We start from the raw sequence: 24,465 nt of genomic DNA, 5'->3' as shown, positions 1-24,465 counted from the left end.
TTTCCTACTGCCCGGCTTCGGCGCGGGTATTGAGAACAGTGATGCCGCGCACCAGCACCGACGGGCAGCCGTGCGAGACCGCCGCCACCTGACCGGGTTGCGCCTTGCCGCAGTTGAACGCCCCGCCCAGCACCCAGGTCGAGGGCCCGCCGACGGCCTCCATCGAACCCCAGAAGTCGGTGGTGGTGGCCTGGTAGGCGACATCGCGCACCTGCCCGGCCAGCTCGCCGTTGCGGATCCGGAAGAAGCGCTGACCGGTGAACTGGAAGTTGTAGCGCTGCATATCGATCGACCACGACTTGTCGCCGACGATGTAGAGGCCGTTCTCCACCCGGGAGATGAGCTCGGCGGTGCTGGTGTCGCGCTCGGGATCGGGCTGCAGCGACACATTGGCCATGCGCTGGATCGGCACATGGTGCGCGGAGTCGGCGTAGGAGCAGCCGTTGGAGCGTTCCAGGCCCAGCTTGGGCGCGAACATCCGGTCGAGCTGGTAGCCGACCAGCACGCCGTCGCGCACCAGATCCCAGCGCTGCCCGGCCACGCCCTCGTCGTCCCAGCCGACCGTGGCCAGGCCGTGCTCCTGGGTGCGGTCACCGGTGACGTGCATGATCGGGGTGCCGTAGCGCAGCGTGCCGAGCTGGTCGGGGGTGGCGAACGAGGTTCCCGCGTAGGCCGATTCGTAGCCGATGGCGCGGTCGTACTCGGTGGCGTGGCCGATGGACTCGTGGATGGTGAGCCACAGATTGCTGGGGTCGATGACCAGATCGGTGGGGCCCGCCTCGACGGTGGGGGCCTTCACCTTCTCCGCCAGCCACTCCGGCATCCGCGCGAGTTCGCCCGCCCAGTCCCAGCGTCCGTCCGCGCCGGTCACGTACTCCCAGCCGCGCCCGGCCGGGGCGGCCAGGGTGCGCATGGTCTCGAACACGCCCGCCGCCGGATCGACGGTGATGGCCTCGAACTGCGGGTGCAGCCGCACCCGCTGCTGGGTGATGCGCGAGCCGAGGGTGTCGGCGTAGAAGGTCTGCTCCTTGACCTGCAGCACCGCCGCCGTCACGTGATCCACGCCGTCGGCGGAACTGAGCCGCTCCGAATAGTCCAGCAGCAGCGCCACTTTCTCCGGTGTCGGCACCTCGAAGGGGTCGACGTCGTAGGCGGAGACGTATTCGGCGTCGTCGTAGCGCGGCTCCGGAGCCAGTTCCACGCGTTCGCGATTGAGCGCGCGCAGGGTCCGCGCCACCGTCACCGCGCGCTGCGCCACCTGGGCGGCGGTCTCGGCGGTGAGATCGGCGTGCGAGGCGAAACCCCAGGTGCCGTCGACGATCACGCGCACCGCGAACCCGAGATCGGTACTGTCGGACACCGATTCGACGCGGCCGTCGCGCAACCTGATGGACTGCTGCACGAGTCGATGCACCCGCAGGTCCGCGTACTCCGCCCCGGCCGCGCGGGCCGCGCTCAACGCGGCGTCGGCGAGCGCGGACAGCGGCAGCGCGCGGAACTGGCCGTCGATGACCTTGGTAGCGATGCTCACCCGCACCACGCTAGAGGGCGACACGCCGGGGGTTCAAGAAACCACGCAGCCCGAACGAAATTCATGACGCGCAAATCTGCATACGCTGCAACGATGCGTGAAGTGCGAAGGAGCACACCGGGAAACGGCACGCTCAACGGCCTGACATTCCGCGGATTGCCGATCGGATGCCGTACTGTCTGCCCGCGTGCCGCCATCCGCACTCCGCGATCGCAAACGGGAACGCACCCGCCGAGCCCTGCTCGAAGCCGCCGTAGAACAGTTCGAGAGCCGAGGATACGAGGCGGCCACCGTCGCCGACATCGCGGCCGCCGCCGAAGTCGGCACCCGGACGTTCTTCAACTACTTCGCCAGCAAAGAGGAACTCTTGTTCCCCGAGCCGGACGAACGTGTGCAGGCCGCCGTGCGTGCCATCGCCACCCGCCGCCCCGGTGAACGCCCCGTCGAGGTGCTGCTGCGCGCGCTGCGCGCCGCCGGTGACAATCCCGGCGACCACCTCGGCGACGACCTCGCCGCCCGCATCGCCGTCCTCCGCGCCCAGGTGTCGCGCACCGTGCCCGCCGTGTCGGGCCGGGCCGCTTACGCCCAGCTCGCGTCCCAGCAGGAGATCGCGCGTCAGCTGCGCGCCGCGTTCCCCGAGGAACTCGACGACGTCGGCGCGGCCGCCCTGGTCGGCGCGGTCGTCGGCGCGGTGTCGGGGGCGTTGACCGTGCTGTTCCAGCGGCCCGGCCTCGAGGACGGCGAAGCGCTGCAACGCAAGATCCAGGAGACCACCTCGAAGGTGCTGGCGCCGTGGCTGTCCCAGCCCGCCCCGGAGCTGCCCGCCGACCACCTACCGGTGATCGCCGACGTTCCACTACGCCCGGAGCCCGAAGCCTTTCGCCCCCTGAGCTCGGTGCACCGGCTCGCTCGCGTCTGAATCCGGTCAGCCGAACTGCTGCCAGCCCAGGCGGATCACCATGGCGGTGACCACCACCAGCAGAACGACCCGGACGAAACCGGCGCCCTTGGCCAGGGCCATGCGGGACCCGGCGACCGAACCGGCCACGTTCGCCACCGCCATGGACAGGCCCAGCGCCCACAGCACGTGACCCGTGCTCGCCAGGAACAGCAGCGAACCCAGGTTGGATCCGCAGTTGACGACCTTCGCCATGGCCGCGGCCCGCACGAACTCGGTGCCGAGCAGGGTGGCGAAGGTGATGATCAGGAACGTGCCCGTGCCCGGCCCGAGAATGCCGTCGTAGAGGCCGATCAGGCCCGCGGCCAGCGCCACCACCAGGATGGTCTTGCGGCGGGTCGGGGGATGGGTGGCCATGGTCACCCCGATCGAGGGGCGCAGTGTCACGAACACCGCCACCCCGATCAGCACCACCATGACGATCGGGATGAAGTACTCGCGGTCGATGAGGGCCACCGCGGCCGAACCGCACGCGGCCGCCACGGCGGCGATGAGCGCACCCGGGATCAGCACCTTCCAGCGCATCGGCACCTTGCGGGCGAAGGTGAACACCGCCGCACTGGTGCCCGAGAACGCCGCGATCTTGTTGGTGCCCAGCGCCGTCTGCGGGGCCAGCCCGGGCAGCACCACGAACAGCGTCGGCAGCACGATCAGCCCGCCGCCGCCGACCACGGCGTCGACCCAGCCGGCCGCTGTCGCCGCGGTCAACAGGATCGCCCAGTCCGCAATGCTCACTCCGCGACCCAACCAGACGCCGCCACCTCGGTTCAAACCGTCGGGTCTGTCAGCGAGTCGACAGCGAACCGGCCCGTAGGGTGGACGGGTGCGCCGATTCAGTCTCTGGCTGCGCGGAAAACCGCTGATCACCGATTCGGCGGTCGCGCTGCTGTTGTTCGTCATCGATGTGCTCGCCCTGAGCAACAGCCAGTACAAACCCACCTATCTCGTGCTCAGCGTGCTGCTGCCGCTGCCGATCGTGTTCCGCCGCACCCACACCCGCGCCGCCGCGGCCGCCATGGTCGTGCTGTCCATGACCGCGTCGCTGGTGCACTGGAGCGTCAGCGACCACGCCGTGCACCCGGCGCTGCTGGGCCTGGGCATCATGCTCTACACCCTCGTCGCGTACGTCGGCCGCCGCCAAGGACTCGTCTACCTGGTGATCCTGCTCATCGACGGGGTCGTCGCCGCGGCCGCCATCGGCAAACCCCAGGGCACCGACATCCTGTTCAACGCCCTCTACTACGCGTTGTGCTGGACCCTGGCCGAATTCGTCGGCGCCCGCCACGCCTACGACGCGGAGGTCGCCGCCCGCCTGGCCGTCGCCGACTACGACCGCGAACGCCGCGCCCACGACGCCGTCGCCGTCGAACGCACCCGCATCGCCCGCGAACTGCACGACGTGGTCGCGCACGCGGTCAGCGTCATCATCGTGCAGGCAGACGGCGCCCGCTACGCCCTGCGCCACGACCCCGACACCGCCGAGCAAGCGCTCACCACCATCGCCGGCACCGGCCGCGAAGCCCTGCGCGAACTGCGCCGCACCGTCGAGCTGCTGCGCACCGAGCATGCGCCCGAACAACTTCCGCAACACGGCACCGCGGGCATCGCCAAGGTCGCCGACATGATGCGCAGCGCCGGACTCGACGTCTCCCTCGAACTGCGCGGCGAACTCGACACCGTCACCCCCGAGGTCAGCCTCGGCATCCACCGCATCGTGCAGGAATCACTCACCAACACCCTGCGCCACGCCGGACCCGACCCGCGCGCCGAAGTCCGCGTCACCCGCCGCGACACCGACGTGCTGCTCGAGATCACCGACACCGGCGGCACCCCACTCACCGCGCCCCCCGACAGCGGCTGCGCCACCGGATCCACCACCGCCCCGCCCGTGCTCGCCAGCCGCATCCCCGGCAGCGGCCTGGGCCTGGTCGGCATGCGCGAACGCATCGCCGTGCTGGGCGGCACCCTCACCACGGGCCGGAATCCACACGGCGGCTGGACCGTCCGCGCCACCATCCCCCTCGATCGCGACGACATCCAGGACTGAGCCGCCCACCCGCACCGACCGCCAGGGGCCGACGCCCGGCTATCCGCACGCATCCCGGCGCCGGATAGGTTGGGGGCGTGCCGATCACCGTGCTCGTCGTCGATGACCAGGAACTCATGCGCGCCGGATTGCGAATGGTGCTCGGCGCGCACCCCGACATCGACGTGGTGGGGGAGGCCGACAACGGCGCCACCGCCATCGCCCGCGCCACCGAACTCGTGCCCGACGTGGTGCTCATGGATGTCCGCATGCCCGTCACCGACGGCGTCACCGCCACCGCCCGCATCATCGAATCCGGCTGCGGCAGCCGTGTTCTCGTCATGACCACCTTCGACCTCGACGAACACGCCCTCGGCGCGCTGCGCGCGGGAGCCAGCGGCTTCCTGCTCAAGGACACCCCGCCCGAAGACCTCATCTCCGCCATCCGCAGCGTCGCCGCCGGCGACGCCGTCGTCTCCCCGAAGGTCACCAAACGCCTGCTCGACCGCCTCATCGCCGAGGACCCGGCCGCCGGGCGCGACCCCGGCGTCCTCGACGTCCTCACCGCCCGCGAACGCGAGGTCCTCGAACACATCGCCGCGGGCCGCTCCAACGCCGAGATCGCGGGCGCCCTCTACCTCTCCGAGGCCACCGTCAAAACCCACGTCGGCCGCGTCCTCACCAAACTCGGCCTCCGCGACCGGGTCCAGGCCGTCGTCCTGGCCTACGAGACCGGCCTGGTCCGGCCCGGCGGCGCCTGACCGCTGTGACCGGGACCGCACCCGGGAGAAAAATCGGGACCTCGCGCGTTGTCACGGGTAGACCGATCGAAAGGATCGCCTGATGCCCGCCCTGTTGTTCCTCGCCTGGTTCGCCGCCGAGATCGCCACCCTGATCGGGGTCGGCCACCTCATCGGCGTCTTCCCCACGATTCTGCTGCTGCTGGCCGGATCGGCCGTGGGTCTGGTGCTCGTGCGCTCGCAGGGCCGCCGCGTGTTCGAGGGATTCCGACGCGCCGCGCGCGGTGAGCTCGAACCCAGCACCGCCGTCGCCGACGGCGCGCTGGTCGGCGTGGGCGCGGTCCTGATGTTCGTGCCCGGCCTGCTCACCACCGTGCTCGGCCTGCTGGCACTGCTGCCGTTCACCCGATTCCTGCTCCGCCCGATCGTGGCCGCCTTCGCGGCGCGCCGGCTGAACCGGGTTGCCACCGCCGTCGGACCGTACGGGTACCGCAATGTGGTGATCGATCCCGACGGCGAGGTCATCGACGCGACCGTGGTCACCGAGTACTACGACGACGGTCAGGGCAACGGATACAAGATGATCGATCCCCGCTGAGCGGGAACCCACACGTCGATCCCCACCGCCCGCGGGGCCGATCACCTACCCGGTGATCGGCCCCGCGGCGTCATGGCAGGGGTCCTGGTCACAGTCGGCGAGTGCGATTGCCGGGACCGGCGGGCCGTGCGGCAGACTGGGCAGTCGTGAGTACCCAGTTGCTGGTCGGCGGCCGTATCTACAGTTCGAGCAATCCCGACGCGACGGCCATGGCCGTCACCGACGGGACCGTGGTGTGGGTCGGGCTGGACAAGCCGGGGCGGGCGCTGCATCCGGACGCGGAGATCATCGACCTCGACGGGGCGTTCGTCGCGCCGGGATTCGTCGACCCGCACGTGCACGTCACCGCACTCGGGTTGAAGCTGACGGGACTCGATCTTGCGCAAGCCGGTTCACTGCGGGACTGCCTGGAACTGGTGCGGGACTTCGCCTCCGGCCACCCCGACGGCGTGATCCTCGGTGAGGGCTGGGACGAGACCCGCTGGGCCGAGGGCCGGGCCCCGACCCGCGAGGAACTCGATACGGCCGCGCCGGGACGACAGGTGTATCTGGCTCGCGTGGACGCGCATTCGGCCGTCGCCTCGACCGCACTGCTCGACGCCGTCGCCGGAATCACCGAGGCCGACGGGTTCACCCGCGGCGAGCCGCTGCGCGGCGACGCCCATCACCGGGTGCGCGGGGCCGCACTCGGCGCGCTGAGCCGGGCGCAGCGCGACGCGGCCCGGCAGGCGGCACTGGACTCGGCCGCCGCCAACGGGGTTGTGGCCGTGCACGAATGCGCGGGACCCGAGATCTCCGGCGCCGACGACGTGCGCGAACTCCTCGACTTCACCCACGGCGTCGAGGTCCGCGCCTACTGGGGGCAGGCCGTCCGCACCGCCGACGAAGCCCGCACCCTGGTCAAGGAACTCGGCGTGCACGCCCTCGGCGGCGACCTGTTCGTCGACGGGGCCATCGGCTCGCACACCGCCTGGCTGCGCGAACCCTACGCCGACCGCGACAGCACCGGCACCGCCTACCTCGACGCCGACGCCGTCGCGGCCCATGTGCTCGCCTGCACCGAAGCCGGCATCCAGACCGGTTTCCACGTCATCGGCGACGCCGCCATGGACGCCGTCGTCACCGGATTCGAACGGGCCGTGGACGCCCTCGGAGGACCGGCCGTCGCCTCGCGCGGGCACCGGCTCGAACACGCCGAGATGATGACCCCCGACCAGATCGCCCAACTCGCCGCCTGGGGCGTGATCGCCAGCGTCCAACCGGGATTCGACGCCGTCTGGGGCGGACCCGACGGCATGTACGCCACCCGCCTCGGCGCGGACCGGGCCGCCACCCTGAACCCCTTCGCCGCCATGGCCGCCGCCGGCATCTCCCTCGCCATCGGCTCCGACGCCCCGGTCACCGCCCTGAACCCGTGGGAAGCGCTGCGCGCCGCGGTCAACCACCGCACCCGCGGCCACCAGATCTCCCCGCGCGCCGCCTTCGCCGCCGCCACCCGGGGCGCCTGGCGCGCCGGCGGCGTCCGCGACGGCGTCGCCGGAACCCTGGTCCCCGGCGCACCCGCCTCCTACGCGATCTGGGACTCCCGCGAACTGGTCGTCGCGGCCGCCGCCGACACCGTCCAGCGCTGGTCCACCGACCCGCGCTCCCGCGTCCCCGGCCTGCCGCCGCTCAGCCCGGACGCCACCCTGCCGCAGTGCCTGCGCACCGTGCACCGCGGGGTCACCATCCATGAAGCCTGACACCGATCCCGAGAACCACCTCCGCGCAGCGGATTCCGCCGCCGATCCGGGCGGTGCGCCCGAATCCGGCTCGCGCGCCGACGGTTCGGCCGACGGCACCGCGCCGCCGGAGTCGCGGGTGGGCAGGTCGATCGCGGCGGTCACCGCGGTGGCGACGCGGTGGCCGAGGTCGGCGCGGCTCCTCGCGGCGGTCGTGGCCGGATTGCTGCTGTACGCGAGCTTCCCGCCGCGGACCTTGTGGTTCCTCGCGCCGGTCGGGATCGCGATCCTGACGCTCGTGGTGCGTGGAACCGGCCGGGCGCGTGCGGGATTCGGGTACGGCTACGTGGCGGGGCTTGCGTTCTTCGTGCCACTCCTGCCGTGGACCGGGATCTATGTCGGACCCGCGCCGTGGCTCGCCCTGTCGGCGGTATGTGCCGTCTATGTCGGGCTTTTCGGGCTGCTGACCCGGTGGGTGGCGACCCTGCCGGGGTGGCCGCTGTGGGTGGCGACGGTGTGGTCGCTCACCGAATGGGGACGCGCCAGTTTCCCGTTCGGCGGGTTTCCCTGGGGGAAGCTGGCTTTCGGTCAGGCCGACGGCTGGTACCTGCCGTACGCGATGGTGGGCGGTGCGCCGCTGGTGAGTTTCGCGGTGGCGCTCACGGGCACCGGACTCGCCGCGCTCGCCGCGGGATTGCCGGGTCGCCTCACCGCCCGCGCCGGCGATAGCGGAGGAGTGGCCGGGGCCACATCGGATTCTCCCAGATGGGGAGCATCGCATCTCACATCGTGGAACCGGATTGTTGCTGCGGCAATGCTTGTGGCTATAGTTCCCCTCGCCGGAGTGATCCTCCGGACCGCGCTGCCCGGCCCGGAGGACGGCAACCGGCCGATCACGGTCGCCGCCATCCAGGGCAGCGTGCCGCGCCTGGGCCTGGACTTCAATGCCCAGCGCCGCGCGGTTCTCGACAATCACGTCAAGCGCACCGAGGAACTCGCCCGCGACATCGCGGCCGGGAAGGCCCCGCAACCGGACGTGGTGATCTGGCCGGAGAACTCCTCCGATATCGATCCGCTGCGCAACGCCGATGCGGCGCAGGAGATCTCGCAGGCGTCGGTCGCGGTGAAGGCCCCCATCCTGGTGGGCGCGGTGCTCGTGAACGCCGACCGCACCACCACCAACTCGGTCATCGTGTGGAACGGCGATGCCGGCCCGGCCGAGCGGCACGACAAGAAGATCATCCAGCCCTTCGGCGAATACCTGCCCTACCGGGAGTTCTTCCGCCACTTCTCCGAATACGCCGACCGCGCGGGCTATTTCGTGCCCGGCACCGGCGACGGCGTGGTCCACGTGCGGCCCGCGGGCGGCGGCGCCCCGGTCGCCATCGGCGTGGCCACCTGTTACGAGGTCACCTTCGACCGCGCCTTCCGGGAATCGGTGCGCGCGGGCGCGCAACTGCTCACCGTGCCGTCCAACAACGCCACCTTCGGCCGCAGCGAGATGACCTATCAGCAGCTGGCCATGTCACGGGTGCGCGCGGTCGAGCACGGCCGCGCGGTGGTGGTGTCGGTGACCACCGGCGTCAGCGCCATGATCACCGCCGATGGCGTGATCCAGCAGCAGACGCCGCAGTTCGAACCGGCGGCGCTGGTCGCGACGTTGCCGCTGCGGGACAACACGACACTCGCGTCCCGTTTGGGCCCCACGCCCGAGACTGTTGTGTGTATTCTGGCCGCGGCTGCTACAGCGGCCGCGCTGTTCCGGAGGCGTTATAGCACCCCGCGCGGGTGATATCTGAATCGGTCATAACCAAACCGGACGGCCGGACAATTCATCCGGCGCGGTACCGCGGGCACGTGTGTGAGGGCCGTTCCCGTACTCGGCGACTGAGATTCGCCAGTTCTTTGCCAGGGCTTGTTTAATGTCCCGATAGGTCCGAATCAAAACCGTTCCATTATGCGAGCTGGACGCATAGTGTGAGGTTTGCTGTTCGGTAACTGAACTAATGCCGCGTTCCGCCAACGCTGTTCGTTGCGGCAACTCGAGATCACCACCGATCCACTCGGCGGGATGCTCCGAATCATAGGACGTGGATCACGTCCTACGGCTCGCGCATGCGCGCGCACGCCGGGCATCCAGGACCTTGTGATCACTCTTTCGGGGCTCGGGGAGTTGCGTCTACAGCGTCAGAACGGAGTGTTTGATGAGTTCATTGGCCACCGACCGTGTCGACCAATGTTCTTCGGGTGAATTCTCGGCCCAACCTTTCGTGCTCTCCCCAGCGCAGACAGCCCTCTGGTACGCCCAGCGAATCAGGCCGGATATTCCCCTCACCATCGCGCAGTTCGTCGAGATCCACGGCGACCTCGACGTCGGCCGCCTGCTCTACGCCATCGAACGCTTCGGCGCCGAGAGCGAGGTCGGCCACGTCCGCCTGCTCGAGATCGACGGCGTCCCGCACCAGGTGGTCGACCTCGAGCGCCGCCCCGGCTGGGGCCGGGTCGACCTGCGCGGCGAGCCGGACCCGCGCGCCGCGGCCCAGGCCTGGATGCACGAGCACGCCAGCTCGCCCATCGACATCGAGCACGACCCGCTCACCACCAACGTGGTGATCCAGATCGGCGACGCCGACTGGATCTGGTACACCCGCGGCCACCACATCGTGATCGACGGCTACGGCGCCATGAACGCCACCACCCGCGCCGCCGAGATCTACACCGCGCTCGAGGACCACACCGAACCGACGGTCTCCCGCGCCACGCCGCTGGCCACCATCTACGGCGACGAGAACCGCTACCGCGACACCACCCGCTTCGTCTCCGACGGCGACTACTGGCGCGCCCAGCTCGCCGGCGTCGGCGAACCACTCACGTTGTCCGCCAACGGCACCGTGGCCCCGATCTCCGACGCCGGACGCCGCAGCGCCACCGCCGTGCTCACCCCCGAGGTCGAGGCCGGTATCGAGGCGGCCGCCACCGCGTTCGGCTCCAACTCCTCCGCGCTGTTCGTCGCCGCCCTGGCGGGTTACGTGCGCGCGGTCACCGGCACCCAGGACGTGGTGCTCAGCCTGCCCGTCTCCGCGCGCACCACGGTGGCGCTGCGGCGTTCGGCCGGTGTGGTGTCGAACGTGGTGCCCATCCGCGTGCAGTTCACCGGCACCGAGACCGTCGCCGACACCGTGCGCGCGGTCGAACTGCAGATCACCGGCGCGCTGCGCCACCAGCGCTACCGCAGCGACGACATCCGCCGCGACTGTGGCTATTCGCGCGATTCGCGCGGCTTCTTCGGGCCCATGGTCAACCTCATGCTCTTCCACAGCGAGCTGAAGTTCGGCAGCCTGATGGGCTCGATCAACGTGCTGTCCACCGGCCCGGTCGAGGACCTCTCGATCAACCTCTACAACGGCCTGGGCGACCGCACCCACATCGACTTCGAGGCCAATCCGCGCCTCTACGGCGACACCGAACTGTCCATGCACCACGGCCGGTTCCTGGACTATCTGGGCCGATTCGTCTCCGCCGCACCCGAATCCGTGGTCGTGGACATGCCGGTGCTCACCGACGGGGAACGCGAACAGGTCCTGCACGAATGGAATTCGACCGAGGTCGCCCGCCAGGAGGGCACCCTGGCCGGGCTGTTCGCCGACCGGGCGGCCATGTCCGCCGACCGGATCGCGCTGGACTTCGAGGGCGAGACCCTCACCTACGGCGCCCTCGACGAGCGCGCCAACCGCCTCGCCCGCGAACTCGTCGCGCGCGGCGCGGGTCCCGACACCCTCGTCGGCCTGGCCATGCGCCGCAGCCTCGACCTGCTGGTCGGCATGTACGCCGTCATCAAGGCGGGCGCGGCCTACCTGCCCATCGATTCCGACCACCCGGCCGACCGCATCGCCGCCGTCCTCGAACAGGGACGGCCGCTGTGCGTGCTCACCACCGCCGCCGACGGCATCGAACTGCCCGATCTCGCACCGCGATTCGACATCGACACCGCCGATCTGTCCGCGCACTCCGGCCGCCTGGTCACCGATGCCGATCGCACCGGCCCGCTGCGTGCCGACCACCTGGCGTACGTCATCTTCACCTCCGGCTCCACCGGCAAGCCCAAGGGTGTCGGCGTCAGCCACGCCGCCATCGTGAACCGTCTGCGCTGGATGCAGCACGCCTACCCGCTCGACCCCTCCGACGTCGTGCTGCAGAAGACGCCCGCCACCTTCGACGTGTCGGTGTGGGAGTTCTTCTGGCCCTTGCAGATCGGCGCCCGTCTGGTCATCGCCGCCCCCGACGGACACCGCGATCCGGCCTACCTGGCCCACGTCATCGCCGAGAAGGGCGTCACCACGGCGCACTTCGTGCCGTCCATGCTGTCGGTGTTCCTCACCGACACCGAGGTGAGCGGCTGCACCGGCCTGGAGCGGGTGTTCTGCAGTGGTGAGGCGCTGCCCGCCGCCACCGTCGCCGAATTCCACGCCGCCCTGGGCACCGGACCCGAAGCGCCGCAACTGCACAACCTCTACGGGCCCACCGAGGCCGCCGTCGACGTCACCGCCTGGCACTGCGCGCCCGGCGCCACCGACGTCCCGATCGGCGCGCCCGTCTGGAACACCCGCACCTATGTCCTCGATGCCCGCCTGCAGCCCGTCGCCCCCGGCGTGGTCGGCGAGCTCTACCTGGCGGGCGTACAGCTGGCCCGCGGGTACCTGGGCCGCGCCGCCCTCACCGGCGACCGGTTCGTGGCCAACCCCTTCACCCCCGGCGCCCGCATGTACCGCACCGGTGACCTGGTGCGCTGGCGGGGCAACGGCAGCTCCGGCGTACTGGAGTACCTGGGCCGCAGCGACTTCCAGGTCAAGGTGCGCGGCCTGCGCATCGAACTCGGCGAGATCGAGGCCGCCCTGCTCGCCGACCCCCGCGTCGCGCGCGCGGTGTGCGTGGCCCGCCGCGGCCGCGGCGGCGACGAGCTGGTCGGCTACGCGGTCGCCGGCCCCGGCGTCGAGGTGCTGGACCCCATCGAGCTCACCGCCGGGCTGCGCCGCACCCTGCCCGGCTATATGGTGCCCTCGGTCGTGATGGTCCTCGACGAACTACCGTTGAGCGCCAACGGCAAAGTGGATCGCAAGGCCCTGCCCGAGCCGGACGCGGGGGCCCGACGCCCCGACCGGCCCGCGGCCGAGCCCAGCACCGATATGGAACGCCAGCTGCTCGGCATCTTCGCCGAGGTGCTCGGCACCGACGAACTCGACGTCCAGGACAGCTTCTTCGACCTGGGCGGCAACTCGCTGACCGCGGCCCGCGCCATGGCGCGCGTCAATGCGGCGCTCGGCGTCTCGCTCACCATTCGCGACCTGTTCGAAACCTCCACCGTGGCCGCGCTCGCCGCCCGGCTCTCCGCCGCGCAGCTCGACGGGACCGCGCGCCCCGAACCGCTGCTGACGGCCGGGCCGCGGCCGCAGCAGATTCCGCTGTCCCTGGCCCAGCAGCGGCTGTGGATCCTCAACCGGTTCGCCGAGCACGCGGCCGCCTACAACATGCCGTTCGCGGTGAAACTGACCGGGCCGCTGGACATTCCGGCTCTGCGCGCCGGACTGCTGGACGTGCTGGAACGGCACGAGAGCCTGCGCACCACCTTCCCCGACACCCCCGACGGGCCCTGCCAGCTCATCCACCCGGCCGCCGAGATCCCGCTCACCCTCGATCCGATCGACGCCACCGTGGACGCCGACGCCGTCGCGCTGGCCACCGAATTCGCCGGGTACGGTTTCGATCTGCGCAGTCAGGCCCCCGTGCGGGTGGCGTTGTACCGCACCGGCCCCGACACCCACCTGTTGCTGGTGGTGCTGCACCACATCAGCGGTGACGGCTGGTCGATCGACCCGCTGACCAAGGACCTGATGACCGCGGTCGCCGCCCGCGCCCAGGGCGAGGCCCCGGTGTGGACGCCGCTGCCGGTGCAGTACGCCGATTTCGCGCTGTGGCAACGGGAACTGCTCGGTGACGAGACCGACCCGGCCAGCGCCCTGGCCCGGCAGCTGGCCTATTGGCGTGCCGCCCTCGCCGACCTGCCCGACCAGCTGGACCTGCCCCTGGACCGCCCGCGTCCGCGGCAGCGCTCGACCGACGGCGGGACCGTCGAATTCACCATCCCCGCCGAGGTCCGCCGCGCCCTGGCCACCGTGGCCCACGACCGCGGAGTCAGCACGTTCATGGTGCTGCATGCCGCGCTGGCCGTGGTGCTCTCGCGCCTGTGCAACACCGCCGACATCGCCATCGGCACCCCGATCGCCGGGCGCAGCGACCCCGCGCTCGACGACCTGGTCGGCATGTTCGTCAACACCCTGGTGCTGCGCACCCGGGTCGATCCGGCCGCCGGATTCGACCGCATGCTCACCGAGGTCCGCGACACCGACCTCAACGCCTTCGCCAACGCCGACGTGCCGTTCGAGCGGCTCGTGGAGGTGGTCAACCCGGAGCGATCCGCGTCGCGGCACCCGCTGTTCCAGGTCATGCTGTCCTACGACAACGGCCCCGAGACGCGGGTCGACCTGCCCGGCGTGGACAGCGAAGTGGTGCCGATGGCCACCGACGTCGCCAAGTTCGACCTGCAGCTGACCGTGCACGAGCCGTCCGGGACCCCGGCCGAGGACGCCGGGCTGTCGGCCGAGTTCGGTTACGCCGCAGATGTTTTCGACCACGCCACGGTCGCGGCCATCGCCCGCCGCTTCGGCGCGTTGCTGGCCGCCGCGGTCACCGAGCCCGCACTGCCGGTCGGCGATCTGCCGCTGTTGGACGTGCGCGAGACCGCGAAACTGGTGCCCATCATGGGTGCGCCCGGCGAACCCGCCACCACCCTGGCCCGGCTGCTCACCGACACCGCCGAACGCGTCCCCGACGCGGTGGCCGTGCGCTACCTGGGCGAGGACACCAGCTACCGCGAACTCGACGAACGCTCGAACCGCTTGGCGCGGGTGCTGATCGAACACGGCGCCGGGCCCGAGGTGGTCGTCGCCGTCGCGCTGCCGCGCAGCCTCGACAGCATCCTCGCGGTGTGGTCGGTCGCCAAGACCGGCGCCGCCTACGTGCCCATCGACCCCGACTACCCGTCGGACCGCATCGCCCACATGCTCGCCGACTCCGGGGCCATGCTCGGCATCACCAATGCCGAACGGCGACCGGACATGCCGACCACCTGGCCCGGCAACCGGGGACGGCACCGCAAGAGCTACGTGGACTGGCTGCTGCTCGGCTCCGAACAGCTCGGCGCGGAATGCGCGCAGTTCCCCGACACCGCGGTCACCGACGTCGAACGCCACCACGCGCTGCGCACCGCCGGCCCGGCCTACCTCATCTACACCTCCGGCTCCACCGGCAAGCCCAAGGCCGTGGTGGTCACCAACGCGGGCATCGCCTCGCTGGCGCACGAGCAGATGCATCTGTTCAAGGTCACCGATTCGGCTCGCACCCTGCACTTCTCGTCACCCAGCTTCGACGCCTCGGTGCTGGAGCTGCTGCTCGGGTTCGCGGCCGGGGCCACCATCGTGGTCGTGCCCGCGGGCGTCTTCGGCGGTGAGGAGCTCGCGCGCATCCTGCGCGAAGAGCACGTGACGCACGCGTTCGTCACCCCCGCCGCCCTGGGCACCGTGCCCGCCGGCGACCTGCCCGAGCTGGAAGCCGTCATCGTCGGTGGCGAGGCCTGCCCCGAGGACCTGGTGACGGTGTGGACCGCACCGGAATCGCGGCCCGGGCAGCCCGCCCGGCGCATGCACAATATGTACGGCCCGTCCGAGGCCACCGTCGCCGCCACCGCCACCGGACCCATGGTGGCCGGGCAGCCGGTGCCGATCGGCCTGCCCGTGCGCGGGATGCGGCTGTTCGTGCTCGACGGCCGCCTGCACCCGGTGCCGCCGGGCGTGGCGGGCGAGCTGTACCTGTCCGGGCCCGGCCTGGCGCGCGGCTACCTGGGCCGGCACGCCCTGACCTCGCAACGCTTCCCGGCCAACCCGCACGGCCGCCGCGGCGAACGCATGTACCGCACCGGCGATCTGGTGGTCGCCGACGGCGCCGGGCAGCTGCGCTTCCTGGGCCGCGCCGACGACCAGATCAAGATCCGCGGCTTCCGCATCGAACTCGCCGAGATCGACCACGTGCTGGCCGCGCACCCGGGCGTCACGTTCGCGCTCACCCTGGTCCACCACGACGAGCGCGGAATCCCGCGCCTGGTCTCCTATCTCACCGCCGACATCGCCGTCGACGCGGCCCGGGTGCTCGACACCGCGCGCGGACGACTGCCCGGCTACATGGTGCCCTCGGCGCTGACCGTGCTCGACGCCATGCCCGTCACCCCGTCGGGCAAGCTGGACCGCAAGGCGCTGCCCGCGCCCGAGTTCATGGCCGCCGCGGCCTCCCGCGCCCCCGAAACCGAACTGGAACAGCAGGTCGCGCTCGTGTTCGGCTCGATCCTGGGCGGGATCGCGCCCGGCGCGGACGACAACTTCTTCGAGATCGGCGGTAACTCGCTGCTGGCGACCCGCCTCACCGCGGCGCTGCACGCCGAATTCGGGGTGGAGCTGCCGGTGCGCGACATCTTCGAGTCGCCCACCGTGGCCGGGGTGGCCGTGCGTCTGGCGGAAGCGCCCCGGGCGCAGCGTGTCGCGCTGGCTGTGCACTCGCCGCGCCCGGAACGCGTACCACTGTCGCTGCCGCAACAGCGACTGTGGTTCCTCAACAGATATTCCCCGGAATCCAGTGCTTACAACATCGCATTCGTGCTGCGGATCGATGGCGATCCGGACATCGACGCGCTGCGGGCCGCCCTGGCCGACGTGGTGGAACGCCACGAGGTGCTGCGCACCGTCTTCCCCGAGGACGAGCAGGGCGCCTACCAGGTCGTCCTCGACACCGCGGGCTGCCTGCCGGTGCCCGAGGTCGTCGAGACCGACGATGTCGGCGCCCGCAAGGCGCTGCGCTCGCTGGCCCGGCGCGGGTTCGACCTGGCGCACGAGATCCCGCTGCGGATGGCGTTGCTGCGCACCGGAACCCGCCGGCACCTGCTCGGCATCGCGCTGCACCACATCGCCGCCGACGGGTGGTCGCTGGGTCCGCTGACCCAGGACCTGGTCATCGCGTACGCCGCCCGCCACGGCGGCGTGGCCCCCGCGTGGACGCCGCTGCCGGTGCAGTACGCCGACTTCAGCCTGTGGCAGCGCGACATCCTCGGCGCCGACACCGACGCCGAGAGCGCCGCCGCCGCGCAGCTCGCCTACTGGCGCGCCGCACTCGCGGACCTGCCCGAGGAACTGCCGTTGCCCTACGACCGTCCACGTCCGGCCGAACCCACCGGGCGGGCCGGGACGGTGCGGTTCGAGGTGCCGGAAGCCTTGCAGCGCAGGCTCACCGAGGTCGCGCGAGCCAACGGCGTCAGCCTGTTCATGGTGCTGCGCTCCACCCTGGCCGTCATGCTGCGGGTGGTCACCGGCGGCCGCGACATCGTCATCGGCACCCCGGTCGCCGGGCGCTCCGACACCCGCCTCGACGACCTGGTCGGCATGTTCGTCAACACGCTGATCCTGCGTTCGGACGTGGACCCCGACCGCACCTTCGCCGAACTGCTGCAGACCGACCGCGACACCGAACTGGCCGCCATGGCCAACGCCGAGGTGCCCTACGAGCGGGTCGTGGAGGAACTGCAGTCCGGCGAGGACCGGCACCGCCGGTTCGGCGCCAGCCCGCTGCTGCAGGTGGCGCTGAGCGTGCAGGACACCCCGGCGCCTGTGCTGCGGCTGCCCGGCCTGTCGCTGCACGCCGAGGAACTCGACATCGCGCTGGCCAAGTTCGACCTCGAACTGCGGGTGCTGCCCGGCCTCGCCGCCGACGCACGTGTCTTCGAATTCGTCTACGCCGCCGAGCTGTTCGAGCAGCAGACGGTGACCGTCCTGGCCGAACGCCTGGTCCGGGTGTTCGAGACCGTCACCGGCGACGCGCGGGTGCGGGTCCGCGACATCGACGCGCGCACCGAACTCGAGCGCGAGATGTTCACCCCGGCCTGGGGTCCGGTGCCCGAACCGCAGTGCAGTCTGGCCGCCTACTTCGCGGCCACCGCGCACCTCCACGCGGACCGGGTGTTCCTGCGCCTCGACGAGACCGAACTGACCTACCGCGAAGCCGACATCTACTCGAACCGCCTGGCGCGGGCCCTGATCGACCGCGGCCTGGGCCCCGGCGACCGGGTGGCGCTCGGCCTGACCCGCTCGGTGGAATCGGTGCTGGCGGCCCTGTCCGTCGCGAAGTGCGGCGCCGCGTTCGTGCCGGTGGACCCGAACTATCCGGCGGATCGGGTGCGGCACATGCTGACCGACTCCGGCTGCCGGGTCGGGATCAGCATGACCGAGCACGCGGACGCGCTGCACGCCGCCGCCGGGGAGCACCCGGTGGACTGGCTGCTGCTCGACGACCACGAGCTGCTCGAAGTGCTCGAGGTGCTCGACGAGACCGCGATCACCGACGCCGAGCGCACCGCCACCCTGTGGACGGTGGACCTCGCCTACATCATCTACACCTCCGGTTCGACCGGAAAACCCAAGGGCGTGGCCGTCACCCACGGCGGCCTGTCCAACTTCGCCGACGAGATCCGCGAGCGCATGCGGGTCGAACGGGACTCGCGGGCCATGCATTTCGCGTCCCCGAGCTTCGACGCCGCCATCTTCGACCTGCTGCTGGCGGTCGGCTCCGGCGCGACCATGATCATCGTCCCGCCCGACGTGTACGGTGGCGACGAACTGGCCTCGCTCATGGACCGCGAACAGGTCAGCCACACCTTCATGACCCCGGCCGCGCTGGCCACCATCGACCGCGAGCGCTGGCCGCTGCCGCACCTGCGGTCGGTCATGGTCGGCGGCGAGGCCTGCGGTCCGGAACTGGTGGCGCGCTGGGCTCCCGGCCGCATGATGTTCAACGGCTACGGGCCCACCGAGACCACTGTCGTCATCACCATCGCCGGGCCGCTCGCGGTCGGGGAGCCGGTCACCATCGGTAAGCTGGTGCGCGGCGCGCGGGCGCTGGTTCTCGACGAACGCCTGCGGCCGGTCCCGGTCGGCGTCCCCGGCGAGCTGTACCTCGGCGGACAGGGTGGCGCGCGCGGCTATTTCGAACGGTTCGAGCTGACCGCGGCCCGCTTCGTGGCCGACCCGTACGGCCCGCCCGGGTCGCGGGTCTACCGCACCGGTGACGTGGTGCGCTGGAGCGCCGACGGCGACATCGTCTACCTGGGCCGCACCGACCACCAGGTGAAGGTGCGCGGTTTCCGCATCGAACTCGGCGAGATCGACGGCGTGCTCACCGCGCATCCCGCGATCCGCTTCGCGCACACCGAGGTCCGCGAGATCGCGGGCGTGCGGCGCATCGTGTCGTTCGTGCTGCCCGCCGACGGCGGCACGCCCGACCTCGAGCAGCTGCGCGGCCACTGCGCCGGACATCTGCCCGCGCACATGGTTCCGAGTTCGCTCACCGTGCTCGACCACATTCCGCTCACCCCGGTCGGCAAGCTGGACCGTGACGCGCTGCCGCCGCCCGCGGCGCTGCTCGCCTCGGTCTCGCGCGCACCGGAGACCGACACCGAGCGCCTGGTCGCGGAGGTGATCGGGGAACTGGTCGGCGCGCCGGGGGTCGGCGCGGACGACAGCTTCTTCGAGGTCGGCGGAAACTCGCTGCTTGCCACCCAATTGGTGGCCCGGCTGGCCACCGCCACCGGGGTGCGGCTCGAGGTGCGGGCCGTGTTCGCCACCCCGACCGTGGCCGGGCTCGCGGCCGCGCTGGACGCCGGTTCCGCCTCGGACGACCTGCGCCCGGAACCGCGCCGGCGCACCCGGCCCGAGCGGATCCCGCTCTCCGCGGCGCAGCGACGGCTGTGGTTCCTGGAGAAGTTCAACGCCTCCGGGGAGAACGGGGAAGCACTGGGCGCCTACAACGTTCCGGTCGCCCTGCGCCTGCACGGCGAACTGAACGTCGCGGCACTGCGCGCGGCCCTGCACGAGGTGCAGGAACGGCACGAGACCCTGCGCACTGTGTTCCCCGAGATCGACGGCGAACCCTGCCAGCAGATCCTGGAACCGGGTGACGCCTCCGTCGGGCTGCCGATCCGGTCCGTGACCGAGGCCGAGGTGCCGGGCGAGATCCGCCGCGTCACCGCCGGCGGGTTCGACCTGGCCACCAGCGTGCCGCTGCGCGCGGCCCTGCTGCGGCTGCCGGGCGACCGGACCGAGCACGTGCTGGTGCTGGTCGTGCACCACATCGCCATGGACGGCTGGTCGCTGCAACCGCTCGCCGCCGACGTGGCCGCCGCCTACCGGGCGCACGTCGCCAAGCAGGCCCCCGAATGGCCCGAACTGCCCATCCAGTACGCCGATTACACGCTGTGGCAGCAGGATGTGCTGGGCCGCGAGGACGATCCGGAATCGGTGATCAGCGGCCAGCTCGACTACTGGCGGCGCGCCCTGGACGGTCTGCCCGAGCTGCTCGCGGTGCCGTCGGACCGCCCGCGCCCGCCCGCCCCGACCTATCGCGGCGGCACGGTGGAATGCGCGCTGGACTCGTTCACCCACCGCGAATTGCAGGAGCTGGCAGCCGAGCACGGCGTCACCATGTTCATGGTGCTGCACGCGGCGCTCGCGGCACTGTTGCATCGACTGACCGCCGCCGACGACATCGCCGTGGGCACGCCCATCGCCGGGCGCGGCCACCCCGCGCTGGACCGGCTGGTCGGCATGTTCGTCGGAACCCTGGTGTTGCGCACCGGCATCGACGGCGGCGTCAGCTTCGCCGATCTGCTGCGCAGGGTCCGCGACACCGACCTGGAAGCCTTCGCGCACGCCGACGTGCCGTTCGAGCGGCTGGTCGAGGTGCTCAACCCGGTCCGCTCGCAGGCCCATCACCCGATGTTCCAGGTGATGCTGTCGGTGCAGAACCAGCCCGTCCGGGTGCTCGAACTGCCGGGCCTGCGGATCGAGGCCGACGACGCCGACCCCGGCATCGCCAAGTTCGACCTGCAGTTCACCCTCACCGAATCCTGGACCGCGGCACGCGAACCCGACGGCATCACCGTCTCGGTCAACTACGCCGCCGACCTGTTCGACGAGGACACCGCCCAGGGACTGGCCCAGCGGTTCGTGCGGCTGCTCGGCGCGGCCGCCGGGCACCCGGCCACCGCGATCGGCGATCTCGACCTGCTCGACACCACCGAATGGACGGACCTCGCGCCGGTGCGCGGCGCGGAACCCGGTCTGCCGATCACCTTCCCGGAGGTGTTCGAGGCCGCCGCCAACCTGAACCGGGCCGCCATCGCGGTCCGCTCGGCGGGCACCCAGATCTCCTACGACGCCCTCGACCGCTGGACCAACCGGCTCGCCCGGGTCCTGATCGGTTACGGCGTCGGGCCGGAAACCCTGGTCGCCATGGGCATTCCGCGGTCGGCCGAATCGGTGGCGGTGACCCTCGCCATCGCCAAGGCCGGCGCCGCCTTCGTGCCCGTCGACCCCGGGTACCCGGAGCAGCGGATCAGCCACATGCTGCTGGATTCCGGTGCGGCCGTGGGCATCACCCTGTCCACGCACCGCGAGCGCATGCCCGACGGCGCCAACTGGACCGTGCTGGACGCGCCGTCGTTCCGGCGTCGCGTGCTGGCCACCTCCGACGCGCCCATCCGCGACAGCGAGCGGATCTCGCCGCTGCGCATGGACAACCCGGCGTACGTCATCTACACCTCCGGGTCCACGGGTATCCCGAAGGGCGTGGTCGTCACCCACGGCGGCCTGTCCAACTTCGCCGCCGAGACCGCGCAGCGGTTCGACGTCGGACCCGGCTGCCGCGTGCTGCATTTCGCCACACCGAGTTTCGACGCCGCCATGCTCGACCTGCTGTTCGCGCTCGGCGGCGCCGCGACCCTCGTCATCACCCCGCCCGGCGTGGTCGGCGGCGAGGAGCTGGGGAAGGTGTTCGTCGACGAGGGCATCACCCACGCCTTCATCACCACCTCGGCGCTGGGCACCGTCGACCCGTCGGCCGTGACCGCGATGCGCCACGTGCTGGTCGGCGGCGAGGCGCTGCCGCCGGACCTGGTCACCCGGTGGGCTTCCGGCCGCAAGCTCTACAACGTGTACGGGCCGACGGAAACCACCATCGTGACGGTGATCTCGCAGCCCTTGACGCCCGGCGGGCAGATCACCATCGGCGGGCCCATCCGCGGTGTCGGCGCGACCGTCCTGGACACGCGCCTGCACCCGGCCCCGGCCGGGGTCACCGGTGAACTGCACCTGGCGGGCGCGGCCCTGGCCCGCGGCTACCTGCGCCGCCCGGGCCTGACCGCGCAGCGGTTCGTGGCCAACCCGTTCGGCAAGCCGGGCGCCCGCATGTACCGCACCGGCGACCTGGTCCGCTGGCTCGAACGCGACGGCAGCGCACGGGATCTGGACTATGTGGGCCGCACCGACCACCAGGTCAAGATCCGCGGCTTCCGCATCGAGCTCGGCGAGATCGACGCGGCGCTGGCCAAGCATCCGGCGGTGGAGTTCGCAACCACCATCGGCCACCGCACCCCGGCCGGGTCCACCGCTTTGGTGGCGTACGTGAAGCCGCGCACCGGCACCGCGCCCACCCCGGCCGAACTCACCGCGTACATGGCCACCGTGGTGCCCAACTACATGGTGCCGCAGTCGATCATGCTGCTGGACCGGGTGCCGCTGTCGCCGGTCGGCAAGCTCGACCGGAAGGCGTTGCCGACGCCGGTGTTCGCGGCCCGCGAGGGCTACCGGGCGCCGACCGGTCCGATCGAGGCCGCCCTGTGCTCGGCGTTCGCGGACGTGCTCGGCCTCGGCGAGGAACGCCAGGTCGGCGTGGACGACGGGTTCTTCGAACTGGGCGGCAACTCGCTGCTGGCCACCAAGGTGGTCGCGCAGTTGCGGGCCGCCGGGATCGACCTGCCCGTGCAGGCCATGTTCGGCGAATCCACGCCGGCCGACATCGCCGCCCGCCTGTCCTCAGCCGACGGCGATGTCGGGGCGGCGCTAACCGCGGCGCTCGGCGCGGTGCTGCCGTTGCGACCGAGCACGGATTCGACGGTGCCGCCGCTGTTCTGCGTGCATCCGGCGATCGGCCTGTCCTGGTGCTTCGCCGGACTGCTGTCGCACCTGCCACCCGAACGGCCGGTGTACGGCCTGCAGGCGCCGCACGTGGCGGGCGAGGAAAGTCACCGGACCATCGCCGAAGCCGCGAAATACTATGTGGCGCACATGAAATCGGTGCAGCCGGAAGGCCCGTACCACGTGCTGGGCTGGTCGCTGGGCGGACTCATCGCCCACGAGGTGGCGGTGCAGCTGCAGGAGGGCGGCGACGAGGTGGCGCTGCTCGGCATGATGGACAGCTACCAGCTCTCGGACCGGTGGCTCGAGCAGGCCATGCCGTCGGTGGCGTCGATCATCGCCGAATTCGGATCCGACCTGCTCGGCGGTGACGCCGACATCGATCCGCGCCTGACCCTGCAGGAGGCCGCCGAACTGCTGCGCGGTCGCTCCGGGCCGTTCGCGGCACTCACGATCGAACACCTGGAACGGCTCTACACCGGATACGAGAACGGCACGGCCCAGGCGCACGGCTTCCGGCCGCGGGTCTTCGACGGCGACCTGGTGTTCTTCACCGCCGCCGACGACGAGATCAACCGGGCGGACCCGGCGCGCTGCGCCGCGGCCTGGCAACCCCACGTCACCGGCATGGTGCACGACCAGCTGGTGCGCTGCACGCACGCCGGCATGACCACGCCGGAATCCCTCGCCGTCATCGGGCCGGTGCTGCGGGATCAGCTGGCGGAGATCGAAGCCCGGCGGGAGGGTACGCGATGAGTCTGGCCGTGGAAGTCCAAGGGCTGGTGAAGTATTACGGCAAGGTGCGGGTGCTGGACGGGATCGATCTGGCGATCCCGAGCGGCACCGTGATGGGACTGCTCGGGCCCAACGGTGCGGGCAAGACAACCACCGTGCGGATCGTCACCACCCTGCTGCGCCCGAGCTCCGGCACGGTGCAGGTGGCGGGCGTCGACGTGCTGAAGCATCCGGCGCGCGCCCGCACCCGGATCGGTCTGTCGGGCCAGTACGCGGCCATCGACGCCAATCTGTCCGGCTTCGAGAACCTGCGCATGGTGGCCCGGCTGTACGGCATGAACCACAAGAAGGCCACCGACCGCGCCACCGAGCTCTTATCGGCGCTGGGGCTCGACCACGCGGCCGGGCGGCGGGCCGGCACCTACTCCGGCGGTATGGCGCGGCGTCTCGACCTCGCCGGGGCGCTGGTGTGCAGACCTCCGGTGGTGGTGCTCGACGAGCCCACCACCGGGCTGGATCCCCGTGGGCGACTGGACATGTGGCGCGTCATCGGCGAACTCGTCGACGACGGCACCACCGTGCTGCTCACCACCCAGTACCTGGAAGAGGCCGATCTGCTGGCCGACCGCATCACCGTCATCGACCGCGGGCGGGTCATCGCCCGCGGCTCGGCCGACGAACTCAAGACCTCCATCGGCGGCGACAAGCTGACCGTCACCCTGGCCGCCGGGCAGGATCCCGCCCCCGCCCGCCGCGTGCTGGCCGGGGTCGGCATCGGCGAACCCGAGTACGACGAGTCCACCGACGGGCTGACCGTGGTGGTGAGCGACGGCACCCGCACCATGGTCGAAGCGCTGCGCCGGCTCGACGACGTCGGGGTGCACGTGCTCGACGCGACCGTGCACCGCCCCAGCCTCGACGACGTATTCCTGTCTCTCACCGGCAAATCCGCCGACCGCAAGATCGATGTGCCCGCCACCGAGTCAGTTCAAGAGGAGATCCTGTCGTGACGACCCTGCCCGCCGACCCGGAAG

At 71.3% G+C, this 24,465-nt stretch carries 10 protein-coding genes; 8 read left to right on the top strand and 2 right to left on the bottom strand.

The window, feature by feature from the left end; translation table 11 throughout:
* Positions 1 to 4 precede the first annotated feature (4 nt).
* Entirely contained in the window at positions 5 to 1,531 is a 1,527-nt protein-coding gene (locus ACQP06_RS19160; protein ID WP_433665898.1) for a TldD/PmbA family protein, read from the bottom strand.
* Positions 1,532 to 1,718: 187 nt separating this feature from the next.
* Here ACQP06_RS19160 and ACQP06_RS19155 point away from each other — a divergent pair, with 187 nt between their 5' ends.
* Positions 1,719 to 2,450, top strand: a complete 732-nt coding sequence (locus tag ACQP06_RS19155) for a TetR/AcrR family transcriptional regulator (protein ID WP_357085752.1) — start codon at positions 1,719 to 1,721, stop codon at positions 2,448 to 2,450.
* Between the two features lie 6 nt (positions 2,451 to 2,456).
* Here ACQP06_RS19155 and ACQP06_RS19150 read toward each other — a convergent pair whose 3' ends face one another.
* Positions 2,457 to 3,224 carry a TSUP family transporter gene (locus ACQP06_RS19150; protein WP_433665897.1) on the bottom strand — a complete coding sequence of 256 codons (768 nt, stop codon included), beginning with the start codon at positions 3,222 to 3,224 and terminating at the stop codon, positions 2,457 to 2,459.
* Between the two features lie 88 nt (positions 3,225 to 3,312).
* On the opposite strand from ACQP06_RS19150, the gene ACQP06_RS19145 reads away from it, so the two are divergent.
* From ACQP06_RS19145 to ACQP06_RS19115, 7 genes are all read left to right on the top strand, one after another.
* The gene (locus tag ACQP06_RS19145) at positions 3,313 to 4,536 is read left to right on the top strand and encodes a sensor histidine kinase (RefSeq protein ID WP_433665896.1); all 1,224 of its coding nucleotides are present in this window, start codon (positions 3,313 to 3,315) and stop codon (positions 4,534 to 4,536) included.
* 77 nt (positions 4,537 to 4,613) lie between these two features.
* Entirely contained in the window at positions 4,614 to 5,276 is a 663-nt protein-coding gene (locus ACQP06_RS19140; RefSeq protein WP_357085755.1) for a response regulator transcription factor, read from the top strand.
* A gap of 82 nt (positions 5,277 to 5,358) precedes the next feature.
* Positions 5,359 to 5,853: an FxsA family protein gene (locus ACQP06_RS19135; RefSeq protein WP_433665895.1), complete on the top strand. Its 495-nt coding sequence runs from the start codon at positions 5,359 to 5,361 to the stop codon at positions 5,851 to 5,853.
* A gap of 146 nt (positions 5,854 to 5,999) precedes the next feature.
* Entirely contained in the window at positions 6,000 to 7,595 is a 1,596-nt protein-coding gene (locus ACQP06_RS19130; protein WP_433665894.1) for an amidohydrolase, read from the top strand.
* Positions 7,585 to 9,366, top strand: a complete 1,782-nt coding sequence (gene lnt / locus ACQP06_RS19125; RefSeq protein ID WP_433665893.1) for an apolipoprotein N-acyltransferase — start codon at positions 7,585 to 7,587, stop codon at positions 9,364 to 9,366. The genes ACQP06_RS19130 and lnt overlap by 11 nt, the downstream gene beginning before the upstream one ends.
* 412 nt (positions 9,367 to 9,778) lie before the next feature.
* Positions 9,779 to 23,452: an amino acid adenylation domain-containing protein gene (locus tag ACQP06_RS19120; RefSeq protein WP_433665892.1), complete on the top strand. Its 13,674-nt coding sequence runs from the start codon at positions 9,779 to 9,781 to the stop codon at positions 23,450 to 23,452.
* Positions 23,449 to 24,441, top strand: coding sequence for an ATP-binding cassette domain-containing protein (locus ACQP06_RS19115; protein WP_357085763.1), 993 nt, complete (start codon positions 23,449 to 23,451; stop codon positions 24,439 to 24,441). Before ACQP06_RS19120 ends, ACQP06_RS19115 begins: the two co-directional genes overlap by 4 nt.
* The last annotated feature ends 24 nt before the right edge of the window (positions 24,442 to 24,465 follow it).

Source organism: Nocardia sp. CA-136227 (genome assembly GCF_050955695.1).
GTDB lineage: Bacteria > Actinomycetota > Actinomycetes > Mycobacteriales > Mycobacteriaceae > Nocardia.
The sequence above is the reverse complement of the archived record's forward strand: the minus strand, read 5'-3'. Positions and strand labels throughout refer to the sequence as shown.

Excerpts from the sequence above, each read along its gene's own strand:
- ACQP06_RS19135 (WP_433665895.1), top strand. The coding sequence starts at position 5,359 with ATGCCCGCCCTGTTGTTCCTCGCCTGGTTCGCCGCCGAGATCGCCACC.
- ACQP06_RS19120 (WP_433665892.1), top strand. The coding sequence starts at position 9,779 with ATGAGTTCATTGGCCACCGACCGTGTCGACCAATGTTCTTCGGGTGAA.
- lnt (WP_433665893.1), top strand. The coding sequence starts at position 7,585 with ATGAAGCCTGACACCGATCCCGAGAACCACCTCCGCGCAGCGGATTCC.
- ACQP06_RS19115 (WP_357085763.1), top strand. The coding sequence starts at position 23,449 with ATGAGTCTGGCCGTGGAAGTCCAAGGGCTGGTGAAGTATTACGGCAAG.